Consider the following 24,573-nt stretch of genomic DNA (forward strand, 5'->3'; position numbering starts at 1 on the left):
CTGTTTTGAGGGTGTTATGAACTGAAGACCGAAACAGGGGCGTGAGAGACCAGAAAATGGCGAGAAGCACCGATATGGACGAGGTGCCGACCCCGATCGGGCGGGCTCCGGCATTTCTGGAGATGCTGGATCAGGTCTCCCGACTGGCGCCCCTGAAGCGCCCGGTTCTCGTGATCGGCGAGCGCGGGACGGGCAAGGAACTGGTGGCTGCGCGTCTGGCTCTGCTGTCGGACCGCTGGGACCGGCCGCTGGTGAAGCTCAACTGCGCGGCCCTGCCCGAGGCGCTGCTGGACAGTGAACTGTTTGGTCATGAGGCTGGTGCGTTCACGGGCGCGCAGAAGCGTCGCCTGTCCCGTTTCGAGCGGGCGGATGGCGGCACGATGTTTCTCGACGAGATCGGAACCGCGTCGCAGGCCGTGCAGGAAAAGCTGCTGCGGGTGATCGAATATGGCAGTTTCGAGCGCGTGGGCGGCAGCGAGACCATTCGCGTGGATGTGCGGCTGATCGGGGCCACCAATGCCGATCTGCCGGCCATGGCGCGGGAGGGGCGCTTCCGGGCGGATCTGCTGGACCGGCTGGCGTTTGATGTCGTGAATATTCCGCCGCTGCGCGCCCGTCCGGAAGATATTCCGCTGCTGGCCGGGCATTTTGCCACCCGCATGAGCGCGGAACTGGGACGAAAGGTTTTCGCGGGCTTTACGGACCGGGCTCTGGCGCGCCTGCAGGCTTATGACTGGCCGGGCAATGTGCGCGAGTTGCGCAATGTGGTCGAGCGCAGCGTTTATCGGATGGACCGTCCGGAAAGGGCGCTGGACGAGATTGTGCTGGACCCGTTCGTGACGCCGGACTGGCAGGGCATGGCCGCGCCGGCTGCTGGTCCTGTGGGGAGCGTAAGCATAGGCGAGCCGCTGACATTTCCGCGGGACTTCGGGGCGGATGTCCGGGCACATGAACGCAGCCTTCTGGAAGCCGCCCTGCGTGAGGCGCAGTTCAGCCAGCGGCGCGCGGCCGAGCTGCTCGGCCTGACTTACTATCAGTTCCGCCATCATCTGCGGCTGCACGGTCTGGCGGACAAGGAAGCCCGCAAGGCGCTGGGTGCAAAAGGGTGAGAGCATGTCCATGAAATCCCATGATGCATGAACCGTGCCAGATGGCGTTCAGAGGGATTTTCAGGCTGTCGAACCGGCTTTTTGCGGAAGCTATAATGGCGGAGTGGGCCATTATGTGGGGCGGCGCGCCATTTCGCCTGAGGGTGTCGGGACTGCGCCAGCGTTGACAGGTTTTTAACCGGCTTCCTATAGCCTTTCCCGCGGGCGCGTTCCGGCTTTTGTGTTTTCCGGGTCTGTCGCGTCAGGCTCCTGTCCAGAGATCGAGGTTCTGTGCCAGAAATTTTCCGCAAACGTCAGGCGGCCCTGCGGCGCGGCATTGATTTCAGTCGGGCCCGCTGCCTGGAAATCGGGGCGCTGACGACGCCGGTCCTGACGCGGGACGCGTGTCAGGTCCTTTATGCGGACCGGGTCGATACGGAAGGGCTGCTGCGTCAGTTCGCGTGGGACCCGGCCGTGACCCCTGATAATTTGGCTCCGGTAGATGTCGTCTGGCTCGATCGTCCTTTGAAGGACTGCGTGGACGGCTCGTTTGATCTGATCGTGGCGTCTCATGTGGGCGAGCATGTTCCGGATCTGATCGGCTGGCTGGCCGAGGCGTCCGAAGTGCTCTCGGCGGAGGGCGAAATCCGCCTGATGCTGCCCGATGCCCGTTTTTCCTTCGATGCGCTGCGGCCGCCGACCCGGCTGGCGGATCTGCTGGTCGCCTGGATGCAGAAGCGGCGCACGCCGGATGCGCGTGACATTCTCGACTTCGCGCTGAACAAGGTGCGTGATTCCGAGGTGCGCTGTCAGGATTTTTACGAGGGGGTAAGTGCGCCCGGTGACATGAAGGTGCAGTTTTCCTTTGAAGAGGCGCTGGACTGGGTGCGCCCTGCGCTGTCCGATCCGTCGCATTATGTGGATGTGCATTGCTGGGTGTTCACGCCGCGGCATCTTGCGGAACTGATGATCCCGCTGGCGCGGAACAATGTTCTGGATCTGGCGTGCGCGGGGTTTGAGGATACGGCGCCGCCGGGGTTTGAATTCGGGGTGTTTTTCCGGGCTGAGCCGGATGTTCGCCGGCGTGTCGAAAGCTGGGAGCGCATGGTGCGTGAGGCGGCAGATCCGCTTCCGGGGTCTGCGGCGGCCGGGCAGAGGGAAGCGGAGCGGGCAGAAGAGTCTCGTGTTTTACAGGACGAATCCCCTCTGGACGGTTCGCACTGGCGGGAGCGTCTGCGGGGTCTTCCGGGAATGACGCGGCTGCGGCAGTCTGCGGCCTGGCGATATACTGCGCCTGTGCGGCGGAGATTGCGCTGAAAAAACGTGCGCTCAACGTGATATAATGACGAAACAAAAAAGTTATATCAAATAAAATAGTTTATTTTTGCGGATGATGCGCCTATGTCTCGGGGCGTGCCACGCAGGTGGCATGACTGATCTGGACACAGGTAGGTGCAGCGCATGCCTCTCTCACGGACGGAATTGGATCATCTCCGCCAGATCCCCGAAGACCGGGTGCTGGGGGAGACTCTGGATCTGCTGCGGGGACGCGTGGCCGTGATTTCGTCTTTCGGGGCGGAGTCGGCGGTTCTGCTGGATCTTGTAGCGCAGGCTGACCCTTCGGTTCCGGTGTTTTTCCTGGATACGAAGCGGCACTTTCCCGAAACGCTGGAATACCGTGACAGACTGTCCCGCAGGCTGGGGCTTTCGGATGTCCGGACCCTGTCTCCTACACCGCAAGCGCTGCATGACCGTGATCCACAGGATCAGCTCGCGGATTTCGATCCGGATGCGTGCTGTGCGCTGCGCAAGGTCGAGCCGCTGGATCTGGTGCTGCCGGATTTCGATGTCTGGATTACGGGGCGCAAGCGCAGCCAGTCCGCGACGCGGGCGGCGCTGCCGCTGGTTGATCCGCAGCCTGATGGCAGCGTGAAGCTCAACCCGCTGGCGGGCTGGGGCCCCGAGAAAATCGAGGCGCAGATGCAGCGCCGGGACCTGCCACGGCACCCCCTGGTTGCAAAAGGTTACACCTCGATCGGTTGTGCTCCATGCACAAGGGCGGTCAAGGATGGTGAAGATGGACGGGCGGGCCGCTGGGCCGGTCTGGCCAAGACGGAATGCGGCATTCACAGGCCGGCATGACTACGGAGCGGATAATGACGCAAACACGGATCCTGTCCCGGGATCAGTTCACCACCGGTTTGGCACAGCCGCGTATCATGGATGATCTGGACCAGCTCGAGGCCCAGAGCATTTTCATCCTGCGCGAGGCCTATCGCAAGCTGAAGCCCCTGTCCCTGCTGTGGTCGCTTGGCAAGGACAGCAACGTGATGGTCTGGCTGGCGCGCAAGGCGTTCATGGGGCATGTCCCGTTCCCCGTCATGCATGTCGATACCGAGAAGAAATTCCCGGAAATGTATGCCTTCCGCGACGAATATACGAAGAAGTGGAACCTGGACCTGCTGCTGGGCTACTGCCCGCCGGTTGAGGAAATCGACCCGTCCCTGCCGCCGGCTGCGCGCTCTGCTGCCCGCAAGACGGCCGGTCTGGCCGCGATGATCGACAAGCACAAGTTCCGGGGCGTCATTGCAGGCATCCGTCGTGACGAGCAGGCGACCCGTGCGAAAGAGCGCGTGTTCAGCCCGCGTGGTGCCGGGCATCGCTGGGACGTGCGCAACCAGCCGCCGGAGTTCTGGGACCAGTATGCGACGCCGTATGAAGACGGCATGCATATCCGCGTCCATCCGCTGCTGGCATGGCGGGAGATCGACATCTGGCGCTATATCGAGCGTGAGGGCATTCCGCTGGTGGATCTGTATTTCGCCAAAGACGGCAAGCGTTACCGCTCGCTGGGCGATCAGGACATCACCAATCCGATCGAGAGCAATGCCTCCACCGTGGCGGAAGTGATTGCCGAACTGGAAACCAGCCGGACCTCCGAGCGCGCGGGGCGTGCGATGGATCATGAGTCCGAAGACGTGTTCGAGCGTCTGCGTGTAGCGGGATATCTGTGAAAATGGGTGACAACATCGTGACCGAGAGCTTTTCGGAAACCCACCGCGCCGCAGCGACGCCCATCGTCATCGTCGGGCATGTCGATCATGGCAAGTCCACACTGATCGGGCGTCTTCTGTACGACACTGACAGCCTGCAGGACGGCAAGCTGGCGCAGATCGTCGAGAGCAGCCGTAAGCGTGGGCTGGCGGTAGAGTGGAGCTTCCTGCTCGACTCTCTTCAGATCGAACGCGATCAGGGCGTGACGGTCGATTCCACGCGGATTCCGTTCCGTCTGGGATCGCGTGAGTTCGTGATCGTTGATGCGCCGGGCCATCGCCAGTTCCTGCGCAACATGATTACGGGTGCCGCCGATGCGGAAGCCGCCGTGCTGGTCGTGGATGCCAAGGAAGGTGCGCAGGAGCAGACGCGGCGTCATGCCATGCTGCTGCGGCTGATCGGCATCCGCCATGTGATCGTGCTGCTCAACAAGTCCGATATCCTGGGCTTTGACGAGGCGCAGATCGTCAAGGTCGAGTCCGATGTGCGCCAGCTTCTGGGCCGTCTGGAAATCGAGGTCGAGGCCGTTGTGCCTGCCTCCGCCCGTGATGGCGATAACATTGCCAGCCGCTCCGAGCGTTCGCTCTGGTACAAGGGCCCGACGCTGGTCGAGGCGCTGGCCAATGTGCCGCCGCCGGCTTCGCGCGCCGCGCTGCCGTTCCGGATGCCGGTGCAGGATGTCTATCGCTTTGACGGCATCCGCTACGTCGCGGGCCGGATCGAGCGTGGGACCGTCCGTGCGGGAGATCGTCTGAGCATTGGGGCGCAGGGACAGGTTGCGACCGTGGCGGAAGTCTGCCGCTGGCATGCTCCGGAGCTTCCGGTCGCGGGTGCAGGTGAATCCATTGCGCTGCGTCTGGAGCCGGATCTGGTGCCGGATCGTGGTGATCTGCTGTTCCCGGCTGACGATCAGGCTGCGGCCCCGGAGCGTTCGGCCCGGATCCGCACGCGTCTGTTCTGGCTGCGTGGCGAGCCTTTGCGTGTGGGCGAGAGCTTTACGCTGCGTCTGGCCACGGCCGAGCATGACGTGACAGTGGCCTCCATCGACGCCGTGGTCGATCTGGAAGATCTGACCCTGCGTGAAGGCGACAGCGTTCCGCCTGACGGGTTTGCGGAAATTACGCTGGCGGCATCCCATGCCGTGCTGTTCGACCCGTTCTCGCCGGGATTTGGTGACGGGCGCGGTGTTCTGGTAGATCGTTACCAGCGCATCGTTGGTGGCGCGCCGCTGATCGGTCCGGCTGAACTGGCGGACGGCGAACATGCCATCCATCCGACGGCCAGCCGTGTTTCCGCCGCCCGTCAGGTCCAGACGCGCGGTCACAAGAGCGGTGTGTTCTGGCTGACGGGTCTGCCGGGTTCGGGCAAAAGCACGGTGGCGCGTGCGGCCGAACTGGCGCTGTCCGAGCAGGCGATCAATGCAACAGTTCTGGACGGGGACACTCTGCGGGCCGGGCTGTGCAGCGATCTTGGGTTCTCGCCGGAAGACCGTCACGAGAACATCCGCCGTGCGGCGCATGTGGCGAAGATCCTGGCCGAAAGCGGGCAGGTTGTGATCGTGGCGCTGGTCTCGCCGCTTCAGGCGGACCGGGCACAGGCGCGGCAGATCGTGGGCGAGAACTTCCATGAAGTCTTCGTGGATACGCCGCTGGAAACCTGCGAAAAGCGGGACCCCAAGGGGCTGTATGCCGCGGCGCGCGCTGGAAAGATTCCGGAATTTACCGGCATTTCCGCGCCTTACGAAGCGCCGGTTTCGCCCGAACTGCGTTTGCCTGCGGACCGGCCGGAACAGGAGGCCATCAACACCCTGACGGCGTTTATTCTGCGGATTGTCCAGCCGTAAGACGGGCTTTCCCGGCGGCAATGACGTCAGAACCCCCTTTCCTTACGGGAAGGGGTTTTTTTCATGTCTGCCGCCTCAGGGATATGCCGGATGGCACACGAGAAAGTTCACGATAAAAACGAAAACCGTAACTTTTGTGATGTTATTTTCCTGTTGTGGAGCGTTAACGCAGGCAGATTGTCTCACGAATAACGGCCTGCGGCTTCGCGGTGGAAGGTTTCACGATGCAGAACAGGAACGCGCACGGACGGTTGAGCGGACATGCCCTGACGAATTTCATTGCGACCATTTCGGCAACGGGAGGGCTGCTGTTCGGGTATGATACCGGCATTATCTCTTCCGCCCTGCTCCAGCTTCGCAACCAGTTCCATCTGGATACGCTTGGGGCGGAAATCGTAACGTCGGCCATCATTCTGGGAGCGCTGATCGGGTGCCTCGGGGCCGGGAGCATTTCCGACCGGATCGGGCGCCGGCGCACGGTCATGATCGCGGCGGCGCTGTTCCTGCTGGGGACGGTCGTTGTGTCCTCGGCGCAGAGTGTGGCCGTTCTGATTATTGCCCGTCTGATCCTTGGCCTGGCCATCGGTGCGGCGTCACAGATCGTTCCGATCTATATCGCGGAAGTCTCGCCGCCGGAGCGTCGGGGGCGGCTTGTTGTCGGCTTTCAGCTGGCGGTGGTTTTCGGCATCACGAGTTCTTTCGTGACCGGTTATCTGCTGCGGGACTCGAGCTGGCGGCTGATGTTCGGGATCGGGATGCTGCCTGCGCTGATCCTGTTCGTGGGCATGGCGTTCCTGCCCAACAGCCCGCGCTGGCTGGCCCTGAACGGGCAGATCGAAGAAGCAAGGGCGGTTCTGCGGCGTGTGCGTCTGTCCGATGAGGCGGCGGACCGGGAGCTGGAGGAAATCATTGAAAACCATGATGTGCAGGCGCCGTGGTCTGAACTGGCTAAGCCCTGGGTGCGGCCTGCGCTGACGGCTTCCGTGGGGATTGCGCTCCTGTGTCAATTCACGGGCATCAACGCCGTCATGTATTACGCGCCGACGATCTTTGCCGATGCGGGTTTCGGGCAGGATTCCGCCCTGCTGACTTCTGTGGCGGTAGGCGTGGGCATGGTTTTTGCGACAGTATTCGGCGGCTGGGCCGTCGATACCTGGGGGCGGCGGACGCTGCTCCTGCGGATGCTGCCAGGCGCCGTGGTGGCGCTGGCGGTTCTGGGAACGACGTTTGCGATGCACCTGACCGGCGGGATCGGGGCATGGATCACGGTCGCGGCCGTCATGGCCTATACCATTTTCAATACGGGCAGCCTGTCGGTCGCCATCTGGCTGGTTGGGGCGGAAGTCTATCCGCTGTCCTGCCGTGGCAAGGGCATGAGTCTCGTGGCCGGAAGCCACTGGGGGGCGGATCTGCTGATTTCCCTGACCACGCTGTCGCTTGTGCAGATGCTGGGCGCGGGGTGGACGTTCTGGCTGTTTGCGGGCGTTAACGCCTTCGCGTTCTGGTTCGTGCTGCGTTACGTGCCCGAGACCAAAGGCCAGTCCCTTGAGGAGCTGGAGCGGCGGCTGCGCAACGGGACGTTTGCGCCTGTGGATCGTGCGGTGGCCCGATCCGAAGCCCGGGCCCGCTAAGGCGCTCTTTCAGGGCCGCCCGATCGAGCGGTAATCGAACCCGGCCTCGCGCATGAGGTCGGGGCTCCAGATGTTGCGCAGATCCGCGATGGCGTTGCCGCGCATGGCGCTTCGCAGGCGCGCAGGGTCGAGGGCGCGGAACATGTTCCATTCCGTCAGGACGACCACGATGTCGGCGTCCTGTGAGGCGGTCAGCGCGTCCTCGCAGTAGCGTACGCCTTCCGGCAGGAGCGCGCGGGCCGCGTCCATCCCTTCGGGATCGAACACCTGAAGGACGGCGCCTGCTTCATGCAGGCGAGCCAGAATGGGCAGGGACGCCGCTTCGCGCATGTCGTCCGTGTCGGGCTTGAACGTCAGGCCCAGGATACCGACCGTTTTACCCTCAAGGCTGCCACCCGCCTGCGCGATAATGCGTTCGGCCATGCCGGTCTTGCGGGCTTCGTTGATCGCGACCGTGGCTTCGACCAGTTTTGTAGGGGCGCCGGCATCCTGAGCGATGGCGGTCAGGGCGCGGGTGTCCTTGGGGAAGCAGGAGCCGCCATAGCCCGGGCCGGGACTGAGGAAGCGGCTGCCGATCCGCTGGTCGAGGCCCATGCCGCGGGCGACGTCATGGATATTGCCGCCGACCTTCTCGCACAGATCAGCCATCTCGTTGATGAAGGTGACCTTCATCGCGAGGAAGGCATTGGCGGCGTATTTGGTCAGTTCCGCCGTTTCCAGATCCGTCAGGACGATCGGGGCCTGAATGGCCATCAGCGGACGATAAAGCTGTTCGATGAGGGCCTGGGCACGGGCGCCTTTATCCGGTCCCGAACGGTCGATCCCGACGATGACGCGGTCGGGACGCATGAAGTCGTCGATCGCGTTGCCTTCGCGGAGGAACTCCGGATTGGAGGCGACGTCGAAGGTCAGGTCCGGGCGTGTCTGGCGCAGGATACGGGCGACTTCGCGTCCTGTGCCGACGGGTACGGTGGATTTCGTAACGACCAGCAGATCCGTTTTCGCAGCTCGGGCAATTTCTCCGGCCGCGGCGTAGACATAGGTCAGGTCGGCATGGCCGTCGCCGCGTCGGGTGGGGGTGCCGACGGCGATGAAGACGGCATCGGCGTCAGTCATGGCGGCGCCGAGATCATCCCCGAATGTCAGGCGACCGGCGTCGACATTGCTGCTGACGAGAGTGTCCAGTCCCGGCTCGTAGATGGGGATGCGACCGGCATTGAGGGCCTCAAGCTTTCTGAGGTCCCGCTCCACGATGGTGACGTCGGCTCCGAACTCGGCGAAGCAGGCGCCTGAGACAAGACCGACATATCCGCCACCGACCATTGCAATACGCATATCTGGACCCTCTTCCTACGGTGCGATGTGCATAGCCGGGGGCTGGATGGGGTGCAAATCCCGGGGATGCAATGGCTAGCGTGTGGGGCGGGCGCAGGCGTTGGAGGCCGCGAAACCCTGCAGGGCGGGGGGAAGGTTCGTGACCTCGTTTGAATCCGCGAGCATGTTCCGGCCTTCCTTCGACCATCTTGCGAGGGAAAGGACCGGCGCATCGAAACGGCCGCTGACGCGGATGGGAACATCCAGGGCAAAGAAGCTGGTCGAGAAGGGGCGGCTGGCAAAGACGAGATCAAGCCATCTGCGGTTGAGATCGAAATCCGCCTTGGCCGCGATGGTGCCTGCGCCGGTGCGCAGACGCAGCGGTACGACGACACCGATGCCCTGATGCATCTGCAGGACGCCGAGCAGGCAGGTGATGGGGGTGACGCCCTTGGCGTGGCGGAAGAGGAGGCGCAGATCCATCGAGGCGGCCTCGACGATCTCACGCGCGATCTCGCCCTTTTCCATGCTGACGGCTGCGGTGAGGTCGGCGCGGCTCATGGCTTCGTTGAGGGTGTGGACGTTGTTTGCGCTGGCGATGATACGAAAGCTCAGGCTGCCATTGACCGGAACGGGAGCGAGGCCCGCGACGCGGCGCAGGCGGTCGATGTCGCCATGGGTCAGGGCGAGTTCGGCAGCGATGCGGGAGGAGGATTTCCCGTCGGCTTCGATATGTCCGTTGGCGCTCAGGGAGGCCCCGACATAGCCGAGGCGCAGGACAGGAATGTCGATGCGGTTGGGGATCTGGGCCGCCTGGATCTTCAGGTTTGCGAAGTCGAGCCTGTTGTAGACCAGTTGACGGGCCGCGAGGTCGAAATGGACCAGCGGATCGGGATCGGGTGGTGTCAGAAGCAGCAGGTCCGCGTGGAGCGTGGAGGGGCTTTTCTTGCTGCCTTTGGCGCCAGGGGGCGCGAGGATCGGCATCAGGCCGTTGATGTCGAGGCGGCCAAAACCGATCTTTGCCGTCACGTCATCGGGTTTGCCGTGGCTGCCTTCGACAAGCGTGAAGTCCCCGTCTTCCATCGTGCTGGTCTGGATGGTGCCGTTCGCCTTGCGGAAATGCCAGTCATTGCCGGAATGGCTGAAATCGCCGGACAGGGTCAGTTTGACCGGGGCATGATCGCCCTTGATTCCAGCGACGTTGAACAGCGTGTCGGATGTGGGTGTGGTGACGGTGGTATGGCCTTCGACGCCGTCGAAATTTGTCGGGTCCGTCAGGGTGCCGGTGAAGTCCGAGGTCATGTCCCCGGATGTGACATGGGCCTTGGTGCCGTAGGGGCGCTGTGGCGTTTTGCGGAGGTCGCGGATCGGCTCCATTTCGGCGGAAATCGCGATCGGGGTGCCGTTATAGGCGCCGCTCAGGGTCATGGTGAGCGGGCTCGTATCGCTGGTTGAGGCGAGTTCGACCTTCCCGAGTGTGGCCTTGTAGGATGCGCCATTGGCCGAGCGGTAGGTCACGTCGCTGTCGAGGATCGTGACGTTGCGCAGGCCCGGGGCGCTGTGCAGATCGGGTGGTGCGTCCGCTTTGGCCTGCTGCTCTGGCGTGAGCGGGGGGCGCGGGTCGTTCTGGTGGGGGCCGAAGCGCCAGTTGGGCAGATGCGCAGGCGTGCGCTCGAACAGGCCCGAGAACTTCGAGATGACGATGTTGCGGGTTTCGGGCGGCCCCCAGATCAGGGAAGTCAGGCGGACCTGTGCGCCGAGATGGCCGAGCGTCATCATCTGCGGGCGCGTGCCGCTGGCGATGTTGGCGACGGAGACGTCATCCGCTTCGATCGTCAGCCAGGTTCCGGGATGGATGTGCAGGGCGCCAATATGGACGGGACGGTCCAGCTTCCTTTCCAGCTTCGCGGTGGCGAAGGCGGCAAGGTCCTTGTGGTCGATCCAGATCCATCCTGCGCCGAACAGGGCCAGGAGAAGAACGGTGAGGGACAGGATGGAAACCAGAAACCAGCGCAGCAAGAGACAGTCTTTCAGGAAGTCTTCAGTGTGGCCGGACAATACCGGCATGATTCACAAAAGGAAACTCTGCTGGAAAGACTGGAATCACGTGAAAGGATCGACAGAAAGAGCCCTGTTCTCAAAACTCCTGTAACTTCCGGATTTCAATAAGAGAGGCTGTGTTACTGGAAGGTATTTCTGAGTTTTTCGACGGCATGCAGGGCGCAGGCTTCGTCCTTGTCTCCCCCGGGGGCGCCGGATACGCCCAGCCCGCCAAGAATGGCGTGGTCACTTGTGCGGCGCAGGGTGACGCCACCGGGAACGAACAGGACTTCGGGAATGGTGTTCAGGGCGCCGTTTGCGGGGCCGGTGACGCCTGCGGCGATCAGTTCGCTGGTCGTGTTCTTGTTGAAGGCCAGACCATAGGAATAGGCCGTATAGGCCTTGCGGTAGGCAACGGAGAGCGATTGCAGGGGGACGGTGTCATCCTTGATGACGGCCTGTTCATGCCCACTCGTATCCACGATGGTGGCGGTCACGGAATAGCCCTGTGCGGCGCAGATGCGCACGGCTTCGGAGGCCAGGGCCGCGGCGGCGGACCAGTCGAGTTTCTGACTTGTGACGATGTGGGAGCTGGCAGCGGGCTGGGCAAAAGCGGCGGAGCAAAGGAAGGCCACTGCGAGTGCTGCTGCGGGAAGGAGCGGTTTTGCGTTGAGGAGCATCAGCCGGTTCTCTCGTTATGGAACGGGAAGCATGCTGTCTGCGGGGCGTGGGCCGCAATAAGGAAAGCGGATGTGCACGCAATGGTGTTGGGTAAAAGGGCCTCTCCCGGACCGGGGGCCGGGAGAGGGTAACGGGTACGGTTTAGAAAGCAGCCTGGATACGGGCTGCGATCGAGTTGCCGGTGCGGCCGGCGGTGTTGGTGGCCTGGTTGCTGCGGGACACGATGAAGTGGCTGTAGTCCAGCATCAGGCGGAAGTGACGGTTCGGGTACCAGTTCAGACCGCCGGTCCAGACGGTCTGCTGACCGCCGCGGATGACATTCTTGGAGTTGGCATCGTTGAGGTTGCTGTTGAGGTCGATGACGCTGTAATGGCCGACGACTTCGAGTGCACCCCACTGGTTGAGGGCCGGGTTGAACTCTTCGGAAGCCTTCACGCCCGGAGCGCCGAACGCGCCTTCCTTGATGTTGTACATGCGCGGGTTGCCGAACAGGGTGTAGGCCGCGGAGCCGTACCAGCCCTGGAAGCTGGCGGATTTCAGGCCCGGAGCCGAGCGCTGGACGCCAACGTGATAGTACTCGCCCTTGACGATCAGGCGACGCCAGCGAAGACCCAGTTCCGGACCGGCGGCCCAGACCTGCGAGGCGTTGCGGATGGTGCCCGTGGCGGCCAGGTTGGCTTCGCCGATATCGAACTCCGGACGCTGTCCGAAGGACGTGGAACGGGTGCAGTGATTGGGGTCGGAACCCGTGTTGCAGGCCACCTTGAAGGCGGAGATGGCAGACGCACCGACATGCAGGTCCACGTCCTTGGTGACGACCGGACGGCCGGCAACGCGAAGGGTGGCGCCGGTCTGGCTGTCGACCGTGGAACCGCTGCCGCCACCATAATAGGTGGAGCTCATGTCAGAGGCGTTGCGATGGCCCCATTCCTGACCCGTGAAGTAACCGGCAACCCACCAGCGCTTCTCGTAATGCAGGCCACCGACGCTGAAGCGGGCATCGCCTGCGGCGATGTTACGCACCATGTCGGTGATGCTCGGACGCTCGAGCGTGAAGAAGTCGTTGGAGCTTTCGGAATCTTCCTCGGTCACGCGCGGCTGGAAGTAACCGACGGTCAGGACCGTGTTGTGCAGACCGGTATAGTTCAGGTTGCCTTCATAGAGGCCGACATAACCGTCGTTATGATTGGCGCCGAAGTCGGGCGTGACGGCCGCGACCCAGTTCTTGTAGCGGAACATGAACGGAATACGCAGACGGCGCTGGTTGGACGTGAAGCCGTTGAAGGCGCCACGGCTCTCGCCAGCGCGCGGTCCGGAATTGAAGAAGCCGCCGAAGTCTTCATGATAGGCGAGGCCGATCGACAGGGCGTAGGCGCCGTCGGAGGACTGGATCGTCGGGCGACCGCCCGGGAAGCCCACCTTGATGCCGCCGACCGTGACTTCCTCGTCCTGCGCGGTTGCGCGCTGGAAGTCGGACCAGGAAGAGACGTCTGCGCGGTCTGACGGCGGACGGCCATCATCGGCGCCAGCCTTTGCCGGACGGACGCTGATCAGCGGCTGTGCGGCGGGGCGCGGCTGGCCGATATAGCGGCCACGCTGGGCGTAGGGGTTGTTTTCGGCTTCTTCCCGCTGGCGGCCCAGAACGGCGCGGGCGCGTTTGACTTCCTCGGCATGCTCTTTCTTCATGGTGGAGAGCTGTGCCTGCATGGCCTGGATCTGCCGTTCCATGATCTGCATCTGGTCGGCGGCCCGGGCATGGCCACAAAGAGGAAGAAGTGAAACCAGGGTCGTTGTGGCCAAGAGGGCCGTGGTCCGGCGGAAAGAAAAAACCATTGCTGCGGTGCGTCCTTCTGGGGAGGGCGTGTGTTCCGCAGTTCAGGTATCTGATTCGCATTTTGAAATAATGGGAAGGTTTCATGACGGGAACATGACAGTTCCATGACGCTCCTGACTGACACCCAAGGGAAACCGCGGATTTCGGATTATGTATGTCAGTTTTGTTGCGAGAGCCGTCTGAACCGGTGGCTTGCTGGAGTGGGGGTGTGACATTTCGGCACTCCCCGTGTCCGGAAGGTGTCATGAAACTATCACGCATGCCCTACTGTTTCTGTTTTGCGGTCAGCGTTACTAAGGACGCAGTTTTCACGCCCCATAAGGGATTCCCATGATCAAGAGCAGAGCTCCGCTATTCGGTCTTCTCGTCGCCACGGCCCTTGGCACGGCTGCCATGACCCCGTTCGTGTCGTCGGCGCAGGCTGCGGACATCACGGGCGCAGGGTCCAGCTTCGCCGCACCGATCTATGGTGCGTGGGGCACGGCGGCCAAGAGCCAGGCCGGTATCGCCGTGAACTACCAGAGCGTGGGCTCCAGCGCCGGTCAGGATCAGGTCATTGCCCGCACGGTTGACTTTGGTGCCTCCGACAAGCCGATGAGCGGTGATCGTCTGGCCAAGGAAAAGCTGTACCAGTTCCCAACCGTCATGAGCGGTATCGTGGTCGTGGCGAACGTGCCGGGTATTGCTCCGGGCCAGCTCCGTCTCGATGGCCCGACGCTGGCCGGTCTGTATGACGGCGAGATCACGACCTGGGATGACGACCGCATCAAGGCCCTGAACCCGGGTCTGAAGCTGCCGGATACGGATGTCGCGCCGATCCACCGTGCGGATGGTTCGGGCACGAGCTACGTCTTCACGTCCTATCTGTCGCAGGTTTCCCCGACCTGGAAGCAGAAGCTTGGTGCCGGCACGTCCATCGCCTGGCCGGGTGGTTCGGGTGCACGTGGCAATGACGGCATTGCCGCCATGGTGCGTCAGACGGAAGGTGGCGTGGGTTACGTCGAGTATTCCTATGCCGCGCAGAACCACCTGAACATCGCCCAGATGAAGAACCACAGCGGTGCCTTCGTTGCCCCGACGCTGGCCAGCTTCGCGGAAGCCGCCAAGGCTGCTGACTGGGCCCATGCCGATCACTATGCGGTGAACCTGCTGGACACGGATGGCGCATCGTCCTGGCCGATCGTGACGGCAACGTTCGTTCTGGTGCCGGTTGATGCCGCCCAGAAGGAGTCCGGCAAGGCTGTGCGCAACTTCTTTACGTGGGGTTTTCAGCATGGTGACGCGGACAATGCCCGCCTCGACTATGTCAGTCTGCCGCAGAACGTGAAGACGGACATTCTGGCCAACTGGCCGAAGTAAGGTCTGCGTCCCTGTCCGGAATGAGGAATGGCTCCTGAATTCGGGGCTGGTCAGTCCGGACAAAAAGGCGTTGAGTATGGCAACGGGCTTCTCCAGCAGGGGAAGCCCGTTTTCGGTTTTCTGCTCTGTCCAGTCATGGTGCCTGCGTGTCCGTTACGTCGCTGTCCGAAGAGACCTCCCCCGCGGGGATGAATGCCCTGACCCGTGTGCTGATCGGTGTGATCTTCATTCTGGGGCCCGTTTCGACAGACATGTACCTGCCGGCGTTTCCGGCTCTGGAGCATGATCTGGGGCATGGGCCCGGATCGGCGCAGCTGACACTGACGGCGTGGCTGGCGGGGCTGGCGATCGGACAGTTCACCCTGGGGCCGCTCTGTGACCGTTATGGGCGCAAGCTGCCGCTTCTGTGCGGGCTGGTGGTGTATGCCCTTGCTTCGGTCGGGCTGGCCCTGACGACCAGTTTCCATATGTTCTGTGCGCTGCGTTTCATAGCGGCTCTGGGCGGTGCGATCAGCTCGGTCGCGCCGCGCGCGATGGTGCGCGATGTGGCGACCGGAGCGGCGGGTGTGAAGCTCATGTCGCAGCTGATGCTGATTTTCGGGCTGGGGCCGCTGCTGGCCCCCTCGATCGGCAGCTTCCTGCTGGATCTGGGGAACTGGCGGCTGATTTTCTGGGCGAATGTCGTCTTTGGCGTTGTGATGTTTCTCGGCACGCTGTTTCTGCTGCCGGAAACGCTTCCGATGGAGCGGCGTTTTGCTCTGCCGGTCAGCGGCATGGCGGCGCGTTACCGGGATCTGTTGCGGGAGCCGCTGTTCTGTTCCGCGGTGATGGTCGTGAGCTTCGGGACGTTCACGATGTTTGCTTATCTGTCCAACGCCCCGGCGCTGTTCGAGAACATCCTGCATTTCTCGCCGCATCTGTTCGCCATTTTCTTCGGGCTGAACGGCGTGGGCTTCATTCTTGGCTCGCAGATTAATGCGCGACTGGCCAACCGGTTCCTGTTTACGCGGGTGATGGAAATCGGGATGCTGGCGGTGCTGATGTTCTGCGTGCTGGCCGTGGCGGTGTGTCTGAGCGGACTGGCAGGGCCAAAGGATCCGTGGATCCTGTGTGCGCTGATCTGGTGCACGACATTTTCGCTGGGCTTCATCGGGCCGAACGCGGGCATTCTGGCCCTGACGCATCACGGGCATCAGGCGGGCGCGGCTTCGGCGCTGATGGGAACAATGAACTGGACGATCGCCGGTCTGGCGGGAGTCATGATGTCGTTTCTGCCGACGCACTGGGTCGGGTCGACATCGATCGGCATGCTGGTCGGGATCAGTTGCTGCTGGCTGTGCGATCTGTGGCGCCGCCGGCTGGATCCGGAATCCTATCTCTCTGTCCGGCACTGAGCGCGGTCCGCGTCAGCCGGGAGAGGAAAAAGCGGGACGCCCGGCACGAAGGCCGGGCCTGTCCCGAGATAACTGGGATCAGCTCTCGGAAACGCGGTCGGAAGCAACCGTAGCAATCATCAGCGCGCCGATCATCGGAACGAAAGCAACCATCGAGAACTGTGCGAGCAGGCTGGTGGGAAGGCCGATCAGGTGGATCAGGGTCATGGACGTCATTTGGAAAATCTCCGTGTGGTTATCTTTGCCGTTTTGCGGCGTGCAGCGGGAGAAACTCCAGAATCGGGGTCCAAAGCAACAAATACAGATGCAGGGTCAGCCCTGCATTCCGTGCATAAATGCCTTTTAAACTTTTGCCTTCTTTGCGGAGACGCCGTTTTTGTTCCCGCCGGGCGATTATTTCGCTTTTGTTAAAGTAAAGCGGGATACGCTTGCAGATCAGGATTTCTTGCGGGAAACAGTACCGTTCCGGGTGGTTTTTGAAATAAAATTGCGCGGAAGGTTATTCCGCGTCGAGGCTCAGATCGGTGTCGCGACGCAGTCCGTGCCAGCTCAGCAGGGTGTCGGCGAGGAAGAACATCAGCGATCCGACGGTGCAGGCGAGAGCTATGCCGAAAAGTGCGAGCAGCCATGCTGACGTCGAAGCGTCCCGGATCGAGCCCACAAACAGCGCCATGGCCGCGCCGCAGGTCGAGGCGCCGCCGATGGCGTTGAGGAGAATCGCGACATCCAGAACGAAGACGCGGCGGTGCAGGCGGGTCTGCTGGGTTTTGAGGCGTTCGGGGCTGTCGACGGGGTCGACCGGGGTATCGTCCGTTTTCGGGCTGCCCAGTTTCTTGCGCACGTCTTCGAGATGATCGGCGACGCGGGCCAGGCGTGTGTTGAACACGTTGATGAGGGTGCCGATGCCCGACAGCATGAAAACGGGGGTGAGCGCGACCTGGATCAGGTGGGCGGCGCTGTCGACGGGATCGGGATCATAGGAAATCGGGAAAGCCATAGCGTCTTATACTGCATAATCCGTTTCCGGAAAGACCGGAAGCCTGCAATCCGGGCTCTGGAAAAGGCGCCCCAAGATGGAGTAGGGAAGGGCAGCCATTGCCAGAGGTGTTCCGGTCCGGATGTTCAACCTGTCTCGCCTGTCCCGTCATATTGTCCTGTTCTGCGTCGGGATGGGTCTGTCTGTCCCGGTTGTGCAGGCGCAGGGTATGGCCGGCGAGGGCGCGCATTGCAGCGGTCTGGCGCTTCAGGCCGAGTTCGCCTGCCGGAGCTGGACCGAGGTGGCGCAGGATGTGAAGGCGGGGACGGATACCGTCATCATTCCCGTGGGCGGAACCGAGCAGAGCGGCCCTTACATGGCGGTCGGCAAGCATAATGTGCGGGCACAGGTTCTGGCTGATGCGATTGCGGTTCAGGCCGGGCATACGCTGGTGGCCCCTGTTGTGGCCTATGTGCCCGAGGGCTCGACGAGTCCGCGCACGTCTCACATGAAGTTTCCGGGCACGATTTCTGTACCGCCTGCCGTGTTCGAGGGGCTGCTCAAGGGCGCTGCGGAGAGTTTCCGTGTTCAGGGTTTCCGGCGGATCGTGCTGCTGGGCGATCATGGCGGATACCAGTCTTTCATGGCGCAGGTGGCGCAGGAGCTGAACCGGGCCTGGAAGGGTCAGGCAGCCGTGCTTTATCTGCGCGATTACTATGAAGTCGTTCCTCACCAGTATGCCGATGCCCTGCGCGCGCAGGGCCATGCGGCCGAGGTGGGGCTTCATGCGGAGCTGAGCGATACGTCGCTGATGCTGGCGGTCGATCCGTCGCTTGTGCGTCAGGATGCGTTGCGCGCGGCTCCGAAACCGGGTGCGGCCGATGGCGTCTATGGTGGCGATCCGCGGCGCGCATCGGCCGGGCTCGGCCGGATCGGCACGGACATGCAGATCCGGACCGCGGTTGCGGCAATCCAGTCTTTCCAAAGGAGCCATCCATGACATTCAAGACTCCTCTTCTAGTGGCGATGACGCTGCTGGGAGCTGCCGCGGCCCATGCGCAGGAATACTCCCCGAGTGCGCCGATGGTGCCGGTGCCGGCCGATGCGTCCGCTCCTGTCGCCGCAACGGCGCCGGCTGCAGCCTCCGGTATCCAGACGATTCCGGGCATGCCGCCTGTGATCGACCCGAAGAACATCTACAGCGAGACGACGCCGTCCCATATCTCGCCGGCGATCGCGCAGGACCCGGCCCGCATTTATGTGCCGAACCTGCGCGGGGACAGCGTCTCCGTCATTGATCCGGCATCCTTTCAGGTCGTGGACACGTTCCCGGTCGGGCACTCGCCGCAGCATGTGGTGCCGTCCTGGGATCTGCGGACGCTGTGGGTGACGAACAACAGCGAAGGCCGTCCGGACGGCTCGCTCACGCCGATCAACCCGGCGACGGCCAAGCCGGGTCCGTCCATTGCCGTGGATGATCCGTACAACATGTATTTCACGCCGGACGGGAAATACGCGATCACGGTGGCCGAGGCGCACAAACGTCTGGACTTCCGCGATCCGCATACGATGGAGCTGAAGGGCTCGGTCGAGACGCCGGAATGCAAGGGCGTCAATCACGCCGATTTCTCCATCGACGGCAAATACGCGATCTTCACCTGCGAGTTCGGCGGTTATGTCGCCAAGGTCGATACGGTGAACCTGAAGATGATCGGGATGCTGAAGTTGTCCAGGGGCGGGATGCCGCAGGACATCCTGACGGCGCCGGACGGTCACAAGTTCTACGTGGCGGACATGATGGCTGATGGCGTGTTCGTTGTGGATGGGGATTCCTTCAAGGAGACCGGCTTCATCCCGACGGGCATCGGCACGCATGGCCTGTATCCGAGCCGTGACGGCAAGCTGATGTATGTCGCCAATCGTGGCTCACACCGCATCCATGGTCCGAAGCATGGGCCGGGTGGCGTGTCGATCATCGATTTCGCGACGGACAAGGTCATCAAGACCTGGATGATTCCCGGTGGTGGCAGCCCGGACATGGGCAATGTCAGCGCGGACGGCAAGCTGCTCTGGCTGTCGGGTCGGTTTGATGACGTGGTCTATGCGATCGACACTGATACGGGTGCGATGCGCAAGATCCCGGTCGGCGCGGAGCCGCATGGCCTGACGGTCTGGCCGCAGCCGGGACGCTACAGCGTCGGGCATACGGGTATCCTGCGGTAAGGGTTGCGGGCTTTTCGAACGGAAAAAGGGAGACAGTGTTCTGTCTCCCTTTTTTTTGTCTTGTGACTGACGGGCGCTGTCAGGGCGCGCTTAACGCCGGTTCGGTGCCGCTGATTTCCTGGAAAAGAGGCGGTCGATCGGCGGCCCTATGAAATAGCCGATGATCCCGGTGATCAGGACGGAGGGCCAGGCCCATCCGGCGTAATCCTTGAAGAAATCCTGATTTTCCAGATAGGTCATGACGGCGATGTCGATCAGGACGAGGGTCCACAATGTCGTGGACAGGAAGGGCTGGAGCCAGGCGTGGCGGATTGTACGGGTCATGGAGGCCTCTCCTGATTACGAGATCGAGACGTGGAAGACGAAGATCATCCCGCAGATGAAGGCCCCGAGCAGCGGAAGCCAGCAGGTGTGCAGGTGGTTGTGGTCGTCCATGTAGGAATAGGCCAGCGCGAGCGCCACATAGACATGCGCGAACACGAGCCCGAGGACCATTCCGATGAAACGCTTTTTCAGAACCTGCTCTTCCTGGCGGTTCTTCTCGGCCAGGGTGGCGGGATCTGGCGTGGCCATGGGGGTGTCGGTGAGGGCGGCCGTGGCGGTCTTCTGATCGGGTTCGGACGGCTCTGATGAGACCAGGGCTAGAGACATCGCTGGATTCCTTGGCATGATCCTCGCCGTTTGGCGGGCGATGCGGGGCCACAGGAAAATCGGGCCGGGAAATCGTCTGCGTGGCAGCGGTGAGGAGGGTTCTCGATAATATGAAGACAGGATGATCCTGTCGGAACCTTAAATCAAGACTTTATTTAATTGATTAACAATTATGGGCGAAGCATGTCGGAATGGCATCGTTCCGCCCATGGGCCGGTCTGGAGGTCAGGCCGGTGCGTTGCCCTCCGGCTTGCCGTTGTCCTGGGCCGTTTCTGGCGCGGGATTCTGGACGGTCGGTGGTGTCGGAGTAGCAGGAGCGTCGTTGGCCGGAGCCGGCAGTGTGACGTCTGCGGTGATGCACATGGCGTTGCCTGGTGGCGTCGTGAAGTAGGACGTGCCGGTGTAGAACTTGACGTTTTCTGCGGCCAGCAGGTTGGTGATGCGACGGTAGAACTCGCGCTTGACCTTCCATTTCATCATCGGAGTCGTGCGGAAGCTGCCAAGCAGGGTGGCGCCGCCGCTGTCGCTGTTGTCCACGCCCAGATCGTTGTAGTCCGACAGGATCATGGGGCCGAAGACCGGGTCGTCGCGCATTTCCTTGAGGGTTTTCGCCATGATGGCCGTCACGCGGGGCAGATCTTCGGAGAGGTCGAGCTGCTGCCTGACGATGACCTGGTTGTAACCGCGGGCCGTGTTGGCGATCGAGGAGACGGACGAGAACGGGATGATGTGAAGGTCGCCGTTGATGTCGCGGACCTTCACGGTGCGGATCGAAAGGTTTTCGACCGTTCCCGAGACGCCGCCGGTCGTGACCCAGTCACCGACCTGGATGGCATCTTCGACGAGCATGAAGAAGCCTGTGATGAAGTCCTTGACCAGGCTCTGGGAACCGAAGGCGATGGCGGCACCCATGATGCCCGCACCGGTGAGCAGCGGGGTGACGTTGATGCCGATCTGCGAGAGCGTCGTGACCGCGACGATGATGATGATGATCGCCAGCAGGACGGTCCGGATGATGGGCAGGACCGTGCGCAGGCGGGTTGCGCGCGACATCTGGTCCGACTTCTCGAAGCGGGTGAGCTGCTGGCTGAGGAAGGCGTTGATGATTTCCCAGATCGTGACGGCCACGGTGAGGGCGACCAGCATCGTCAGGACGGCATCCATCAGGTGACGGCCGACGGCGTTGTGCAGGAAGAAGCCGAATGTGGGCAGGCCCCAGGCTTCGGTCATGGCGATCAGGGTCAGGAACAGCAGAACGCCGGTCAGGATCCTGCGGGCGAAGGGATAGTAGCGGTCGGCGCGTTTCTGAAGATCGGGGAAGCGCTCGGTCAGGACCGGGTTGATGCGGAAGAAGCGGTCCTGCAGGCCGTAGGCCATGACCGCGACCAGCCGCGAGGCGACCAGGATGCCGATGGTGATGCCGGTGGTGTCGAGGATCCAGCGGTAGCCGCCGCGCAGATGCGCGGCCCAGACGACCCAGAGTGACACGTCGAGGAACATGGCCGGGACCCACCACAGGCGTGTGATGGCGACGATGAAGGTCCACATCGCGGTGTTGGGTACCGCGCGGGGCTGGAGCGCGCGGCTGACGAGGTGCCGGATGCGCCAGATGAAGATGGCGATCAGGATGTGCTCGATCAGGACCACGCCGCGGATCATGGCGTCCGTGCCGCGCGGGGAGAGGTTGAACTGGCTGCCCAGTGTGGAAAGGCAGAAGATGATGGCCGGTGCGGCCACCAGCACGTTCCACCAGCGGGTCAGCAGGAAAGCGGTGGAATCCGTTGCGGGCAGCAGGCGGATGGTGGGGGAGCGGGGCGCGAAGCCGGTCTCGACGAACAGATAGAGGCAGCGGGCGGCGGCGTAGCAGTTGGCGAGCGTTGTGATGACGTTGTCGGTCTTCTCGCTCCAGGGCAGGACAAGAACAGCGAGATAGGCGACGGCCAGAAAGGCCAGGACCGGAATGGCCTTCAGCGCGAAATGCCCCAGCGCGTAGGGCACGCGGGCGAGGAAGCGCAGGGTCTCGACCTGTCGCCGCTGGTCGGCGGCACGGGTCTGGCTGGAGCCGTCGACGATGGGTTCCGCAGGCGTGGTGGCATTGGTTGCGGTTGTGTTGCGCTGTTCCCTGTTTTCAGCGTTCTGCGTGAGCTGGCGCAGGGGTTTGCGCAGGCTCAGGGAGACGATCCGCTCCAGCACGATGCCGCAGACCATGGCGACGAGGCCACCCGCGAAGGCATGCAGAATCGTGGTGCGTGTGTCGGCCGAGGCGAGGGTCGTGTGCGCCCAGCGTCCGACGATCCCGAGATCGCTGAACAGGCCAAGGAAATTGTGCAGATAGCCCAGTGCCTGAAGGCGGATGCTGCTCAGACCGGTATGGATGTCGGGCGGGACTTCGGCGACGGGCTTGGCGGCCGCTTTGGCTGGTGCGGCTTTTGCCGGCGCTGCGGTCGCAGGTGTCGGGGCTGCTGCAGGAGCAGTAGCCGGGGTCTCGACCTGAAGGCCGCGCGCCATCAGGGAAAGGGTGTGGGTGAAGGCGTCCCGCTCCTTCGGGTTGTTCAGGACGTTGAGGAGCTGCTGTGCTTCCTGCTGGTTCAGCGGGGCGGCTGTGGTGGTGTCGGCCGCCCGGGCCGGGAACAGCGCCAGGACACCGAGGAGCAGGAAGAGGAAGATGCCGGGGACGGCGCGTCCGGTTCGTGTGGGAGACGATGGAAACGGATCGGGACGGGGTATCGACGGCATCGGTCTGATGAGTCCTTGCAAATTACGCGGTCTGCCGCGCGGTCTGGCGTCCGCACGGGGTGGTCCGCCGGGGGCGGTCTGGTGCTGTAAACATGGCACAGGGCGGCGGCTCTGTCCTACCCTCTTCATGCGGGCGGCCTATTCGGATGTGGAGGCTTCGTGCCGTGCGAGCCGGTCGAGAGCATCGGCGTTGCGGATGGCCCAGTGATAGAGAAGCTCGACGGGTTCCACGAAGGTCTGTCCGAGTTCTGTCAGGCTGTAATCGACATGGGGTGGCATGATCTGTCGGACATTGCGGCGGATGAGGCCCTGCGATTCAAGATCACGAAGCGTCTGGGTCATCATTTTTTTCGACAGATCGGGGATGCTGCGCTGGAGCTTTCCGGGGCGTGCCGTACCGCCCAGAAGATGCAGCGTGTGCAGGATCATGGTGGTCCATTTGCCGCTGAAAAGCCTCAGAATCCGGCGTGGCGCACAGTCTTCGGCGAAAGGTGCCTGACGGTAGTGATCGGGCAGCGGCGATGTCATGGAGTGGGAACCTTCTGGTCACCAGAGCACGACAAGGTGCCGTCTGGCGGAAATGGGGATGTCGTATCAGATGTGGAGCAGTCCCCGTTTTCTGCAAAGGAAAAATCCCATGACCTCTTCTGTTCCTGCTGTGACACCAAGCCGGACCGCCCTGGTGGTCGGGGCGACGGGTATTGTCGGCCAGAATCTTGCGGCGCGTCTCGTGGCCGAGGGCTGGACGGTGCATGGTCTGGCGCGCCGGCCGCGTCATGATGTGGCGGGCGTGCTGCCGGTGGCGGCCGATCTGCTGGATCCGCCGTCGCTCGCCGGGGCGCTGAAGGATCTGCGGCCAAGCCATGTCTTCTTCTGCTCTTGGATGCGTCAGGCGACCGAGGAAGAGAACTGTCGCGTCAATGCGGCGATGGTGCGTAATCTGTTCGCAGCCCTGCCGGAGCCTGAGCTTCTGGTTCATGCGGCGCTGACGACCGGCATGAAGCATTATCTTGGCCCGTTCGAGGCCTATGCATCGGGCGAGCCGCCCGTGACGCCGTTCCGGGAGGAAGTGCCCCGGCTGGATCTGCGGAACTTCTATTACGATCAGGAAGACGCCCTTTACGAAGCGGCCGAGCGGCATGGTTTTTCGTGGAGCGTGCATCGTCCGCATACGGTGATCGGTTATGCGGTCGGCAATGCGATGAACATGGGCAGCACGCTGGCGGTCTATGCGACGATCTGCCGGGAGACCGGGCGGCCTTTCGTCTTTCCGGGATCGCCTGTGCAGTGGGATGGTCTGACGGATCTGACGGATGCGCGGCAACTGGCGCGGCAGCTGCTCTGGGCGTCCACGTCTGCGGCGGGCCGGAACGAGGCTTTCAATATCGTGAATGGCGACCTAGTGCGCTGGAAATGGCTCTGGCCGCGTCTGGCAGTATGGTTCGGGATTGAGGCTGCGCCTTATCCGGGGCATGCGACCTCGCTTGAGGAAACGCTTTCGGGTGATGCGGAACTCTGGGAGCAGATTGCCGCGAAATACGGTCTGACGGAGAGCCGGATCGGGCGGCTGGCCTCGGCCTGGCATACGGATGCGGATCTGGGACGGCCGGTCGAATGTGTGACGGATATGAGCAAGAGCCGCCGTGCCGGGTTTTTGGATTACCAGTACACGCCGGACTCTTTTGCCGATCTGTTTACCCGTCTGCGGGCGGAACGACTGATCCCGTAAGGGACGGTTCTTAGTTGTTT

At 62.8% G+C, this 24,573-nt stretch carries 21 protein-coding genes; 11 read left to right on the forward strand and 10 right to left on the reverse strand.

Features of this window, described 5'->3' with window-relative positions; translation table 11 throughout:
* The first annotated feature begins 56 nt into the window (after positions 1-56).
* The 6 genes from pspF (at position 57) to GOX01_RS05275 (ending at position 7,616) form a co-directional block, all read left to right on the forward strand.
* A complete protein-coding gene (gene pspF / locus GOX01_RS05250) occupies positions 57-1,109 on the forward strand; it encodes a phage shock protein operon transcriptional activator (protein ID WP_011252497.1) in 1,053 nt (350 codons plus the stop codon).
* A gap of 270 nt (positions 1,110-1,379) precedes the next feature.
* Positions 1,380-2,405, forward strand: a complete 1,026-nt coding sequence (locus tag GOX01_RS05255) for a class I SAM-dependent methyltransferase (RefSeq protein WP_011252496.1) — start codon at positions 1,380-1,382, stop codon at positions 2,403-2,405.
* A 144-nt stretch (positions 2,406-2,549) separates the two neighbouring features.
* Positions 2,550-3,230: a phosphoadenylyl-sulfate reductase gene (locus GOX01_RS05260; protein ID WP_011252495.1), complete on the forward strand. Its 681-nt coding sequence runs from the start codon at positions 2,550-2,552 to the stop codon at positions 3,228-3,230.
* A 77-nt stretch (positions 3,231-3,307) separates the two neighbouring features.
* Positions 3,308-4,102 carry a sulfate adenylyltransferase subunit CysD gene (cysD, locus tag GOX01_RS05265; RefSeq protein WP_024716878.1) on the forward strand — a complete coding sequence of 265 codons (795 nt, stop codon included), beginning with the start codon at positions 3,308-3,310 and terminating at the stop codon, positions 4,100-4,102.
* Between the two features lie 2 nt (positions 4,103-4,104).
* Positions 4,105-5,985, forward strand: coding sequence for an adenylyl-sulfate kinase (cysC, locus tag GOX01_RS05270; protein ID WP_011252493.1), 1,881 nt, complete (start codon positions 4,105-4,107; stop codon positions 5,983-5,985).
* Positions 5,986-6,209: 224 nt separating this feature from the next.
* Complete coding sequence (locus tag GOX01_RS05275; protein WP_011252492.1) at positions 6,210-7,616, forward strand: sugar porter family MFS transporter; 1,407 nt, start codon at positions 6,210-6,212, stop codon at positions 7,614-7,616.
* 9 nt (positions 7,617-7,625) lie between these two features.
* On the opposite strand, the gene GOX01_RS05280 is transcribed toward GOX01_RS05275, so the two are convergent.
* The 4 genes from GOX01_RS05280 to GOX01_RS05295 form a co-directional block, all read right to left on the reverse strand.
* Positions 7,626-8,951, reverse strand: coding sequence for a UDP-glucose dehydrogenase family protein (locus GOX01_RS05280; protein WP_011252491.1), 1,326 nt, complete (start codon positions 8,949-8,951; stop codon positions 7,626-7,628).
* A gap of 75 nt (positions 8,952-9,026) precedes the next feature.
* Complete coding sequence (locus GOX01_RS05285; RefSeq protein ID WP_024716880.1) at positions 9,027-10,949, reverse strand: AsmA family protein; 1,923 nt, start codon at positions 10,947-10,949, stop codon at positions 9,027-9,029.
* A 161-nt stretch (positions 10,950-11,110) separates the two neighbouring features.
* Positions 11,111-11,650 (reverse strand): GlcG/HbpS family heme-binding protein, encoded by a 540-nt coding sequence (locus GOX01_RS05290; protein WP_131973805.1) that lies wholly within the window; start codon positions 11,648-11,650, stop codon positions 11,111-11,113.
* Positions 11,651-11,792: 142 nt separating this feature from the next.
* The gene (locus GOX01_RS05295; RefSeq protein ID WP_011252488.1) at positions 11,793-13,484 is read right to left on the reverse strand and encodes an OprO/OprP family phosphate-selective porin; all 1,692 of its coding nucleotides are present in this window, start codon (positions 13,482-13,484) and stop codon (positions 11,793-11,795) included.
* A gap of 331 nt (positions 13,485-13,815) precedes the next feature.
* On the opposite strand from GOX01_RS05295, the gene pstS reads away from it, so the two are divergent.
* The gene (gene pstS / locus GOX01_RS05300) at positions 13,816-14,844 is read left to right on the forward strand and encodes a phosphate ABC transporter substrate-binding protein PstS (protein ID WP_062269222.1); all 1,029 of its coding nucleotides are present in this window, start codon (positions 13,816-13,818) and stop codon (positions 14,842-14,844) included.
* A 146-nt stretch (positions 14,845-14,990) separates the two neighbouring features.
* A complete protein-coding gene (locus GOX01_RS05305; RefSeq protein WP_011252486.1) occupies positions 14,991-16,238 on the forward strand; it encodes a multidrug effflux MFS transporter in 1,248 nt (415 codons plus the stop codon).
* A 78-nt stretch (positions 16,239-16,316) separates the two neighbouring features.
* Here the strand turns inward: GOX01_RS05305 and GOX01_RS12855 are convergent, their stop codons facing one another.
* Together GOX01_RS12855 and GOX01_RS05310 are read right to left on the reverse strand one after the other, a co-directional pair.
* Positions 16,317-16,454 carry a hypothetical protein gene (locus GOX01_RS12855; protein WP_153429664.1) on the reverse strand — a complete coding sequence of 46 codons (138 nt, stop codon included), beginning with the start codon at positions 16,452-16,454 and terminating at the stop codon, positions 16,317-16,319.
* Between the two features lie 283 nt (positions 16,455-16,737).
* The gene (locus tag GOX01_RS05310; RefSeq protein ID WP_011252485.1) at positions 16,738-17,235 is read right to left on the reverse strand and encodes a DUF2721 domain-containing protein; all 498 of its coding nucleotides are present in this window, start codon (positions 17,233-17,235) and stop codon (positions 16,738-16,740) included.
* A gap of 172 nt (positions 17,236-17,407) precedes the next feature.
* On the opposite strand from GOX01_RS05310, the gene GOX01_RS05315 reads away from it, so the two are divergent.
* Positions 17,408-18,214 (forward strand): creatininase family protein, encoded by an 807-nt coding sequence (locus GOX01_RS05315; RefSeq protein ID WP_371858524.1) that lies wholly within the window; start codon positions 17,408-17,410, stop codon positions 18,212-18,214.
* Positions 18,211-19,437, forward strand: coding sequence for a YncE family protein (locus tag GOX01_RS05320; RefSeq protein WP_011252483.1), 1,227 nt, complete (start codon positions 18,211-18,213; stop codon positions 19,435-19,437). The genes GOX01_RS05315 and GOX01_RS05320 overlap by 4 nt, the downstream gene beginning before the upstream one ends.
* A gap of 90 nt (positions 19,438-19,527) precedes the next feature.
* Here the strand turns inward: GOX01_RS05320 and GOX01_RS05325 are convergent, their stop codons facing one another.
* The 4 genes from GOX01_RS05325 to GOX01_RS05340 form a co-directional block, all read right to left on the reverse strand.
* Positions 19,528-19,761 carry a hypothetical protein gene (locus tag GOX01_RS05325; RefSeq protein WP_024717117.1) on the reverse strand — a complete coding sequence of 78 codons (234 nt, stop codon included), beginning with the start codon at positions 19,759-19,761 and terminating at the stop codon, positions 19,528-19,530.
* Positions 19,762-19,776: 15 nt separating this feature from the next.
* Positions 19,777-20,088, reverse strand: a complete 312-nt coding sequence (locus GOX01_RS05330; RefSeq protein WP_024717118.1) for a hypothetical protein — start codon at positions 20,086-20,088, stop codon at positions 19,777-19,779.
* Between the two features lie 225 nt (positions 20,089-20,313).
* Entirely contained in the window at positions 20,314-22,824 is a 2,511-nt protein-coding gene (locus tag GOX01_RS05335) for a mechanosensitive ion channel family protein (protein WP_081107047.1), read from the reverse strand.
* 138 nt (positions 22,825-22,962) lie between these two features.
* Positions 22,963-23,352: a winged helix-turn-helix transcriptional regulator gene (locus GOX01_RS05340; RefSeq protein WP_011252479.1), complete on the reverse strand. Its 390-nt coding sequence runs from the start codon at positions 23,350-23,352 to the stop codon at positions 22,963-22,965.
* A 109-nt stretch (positions 23,353-23,461) separates the two neighbouring features.
* Between GOX01_RS05340 and GOX01_RS05345 the strand changes: the two genes are divergently transcribed.
* Positions 23,462-24,553, forward strand: coding sequence for an SDR family oxidoreductase (locus GOX01_RS05345; RefSeq protein ID WP_024717120.1), 1,092 nt, complete (start codon positions 23,462-23,464; stop codon positions 24,551-24,553).
* The last annotated feature ends 20 nt before the right edge of the window (positions 24,554-24,573 follow it).

The organism is Gluconobacter oxydans (assembly GCF_006539685.1).
Classification (GTDB): Bacteria; Pseudomonadota; Alphaproteobacteria; order Acetobacterales; family Acetobacteraceae; genus Gluconobacter; species Gluconobacter oxydans.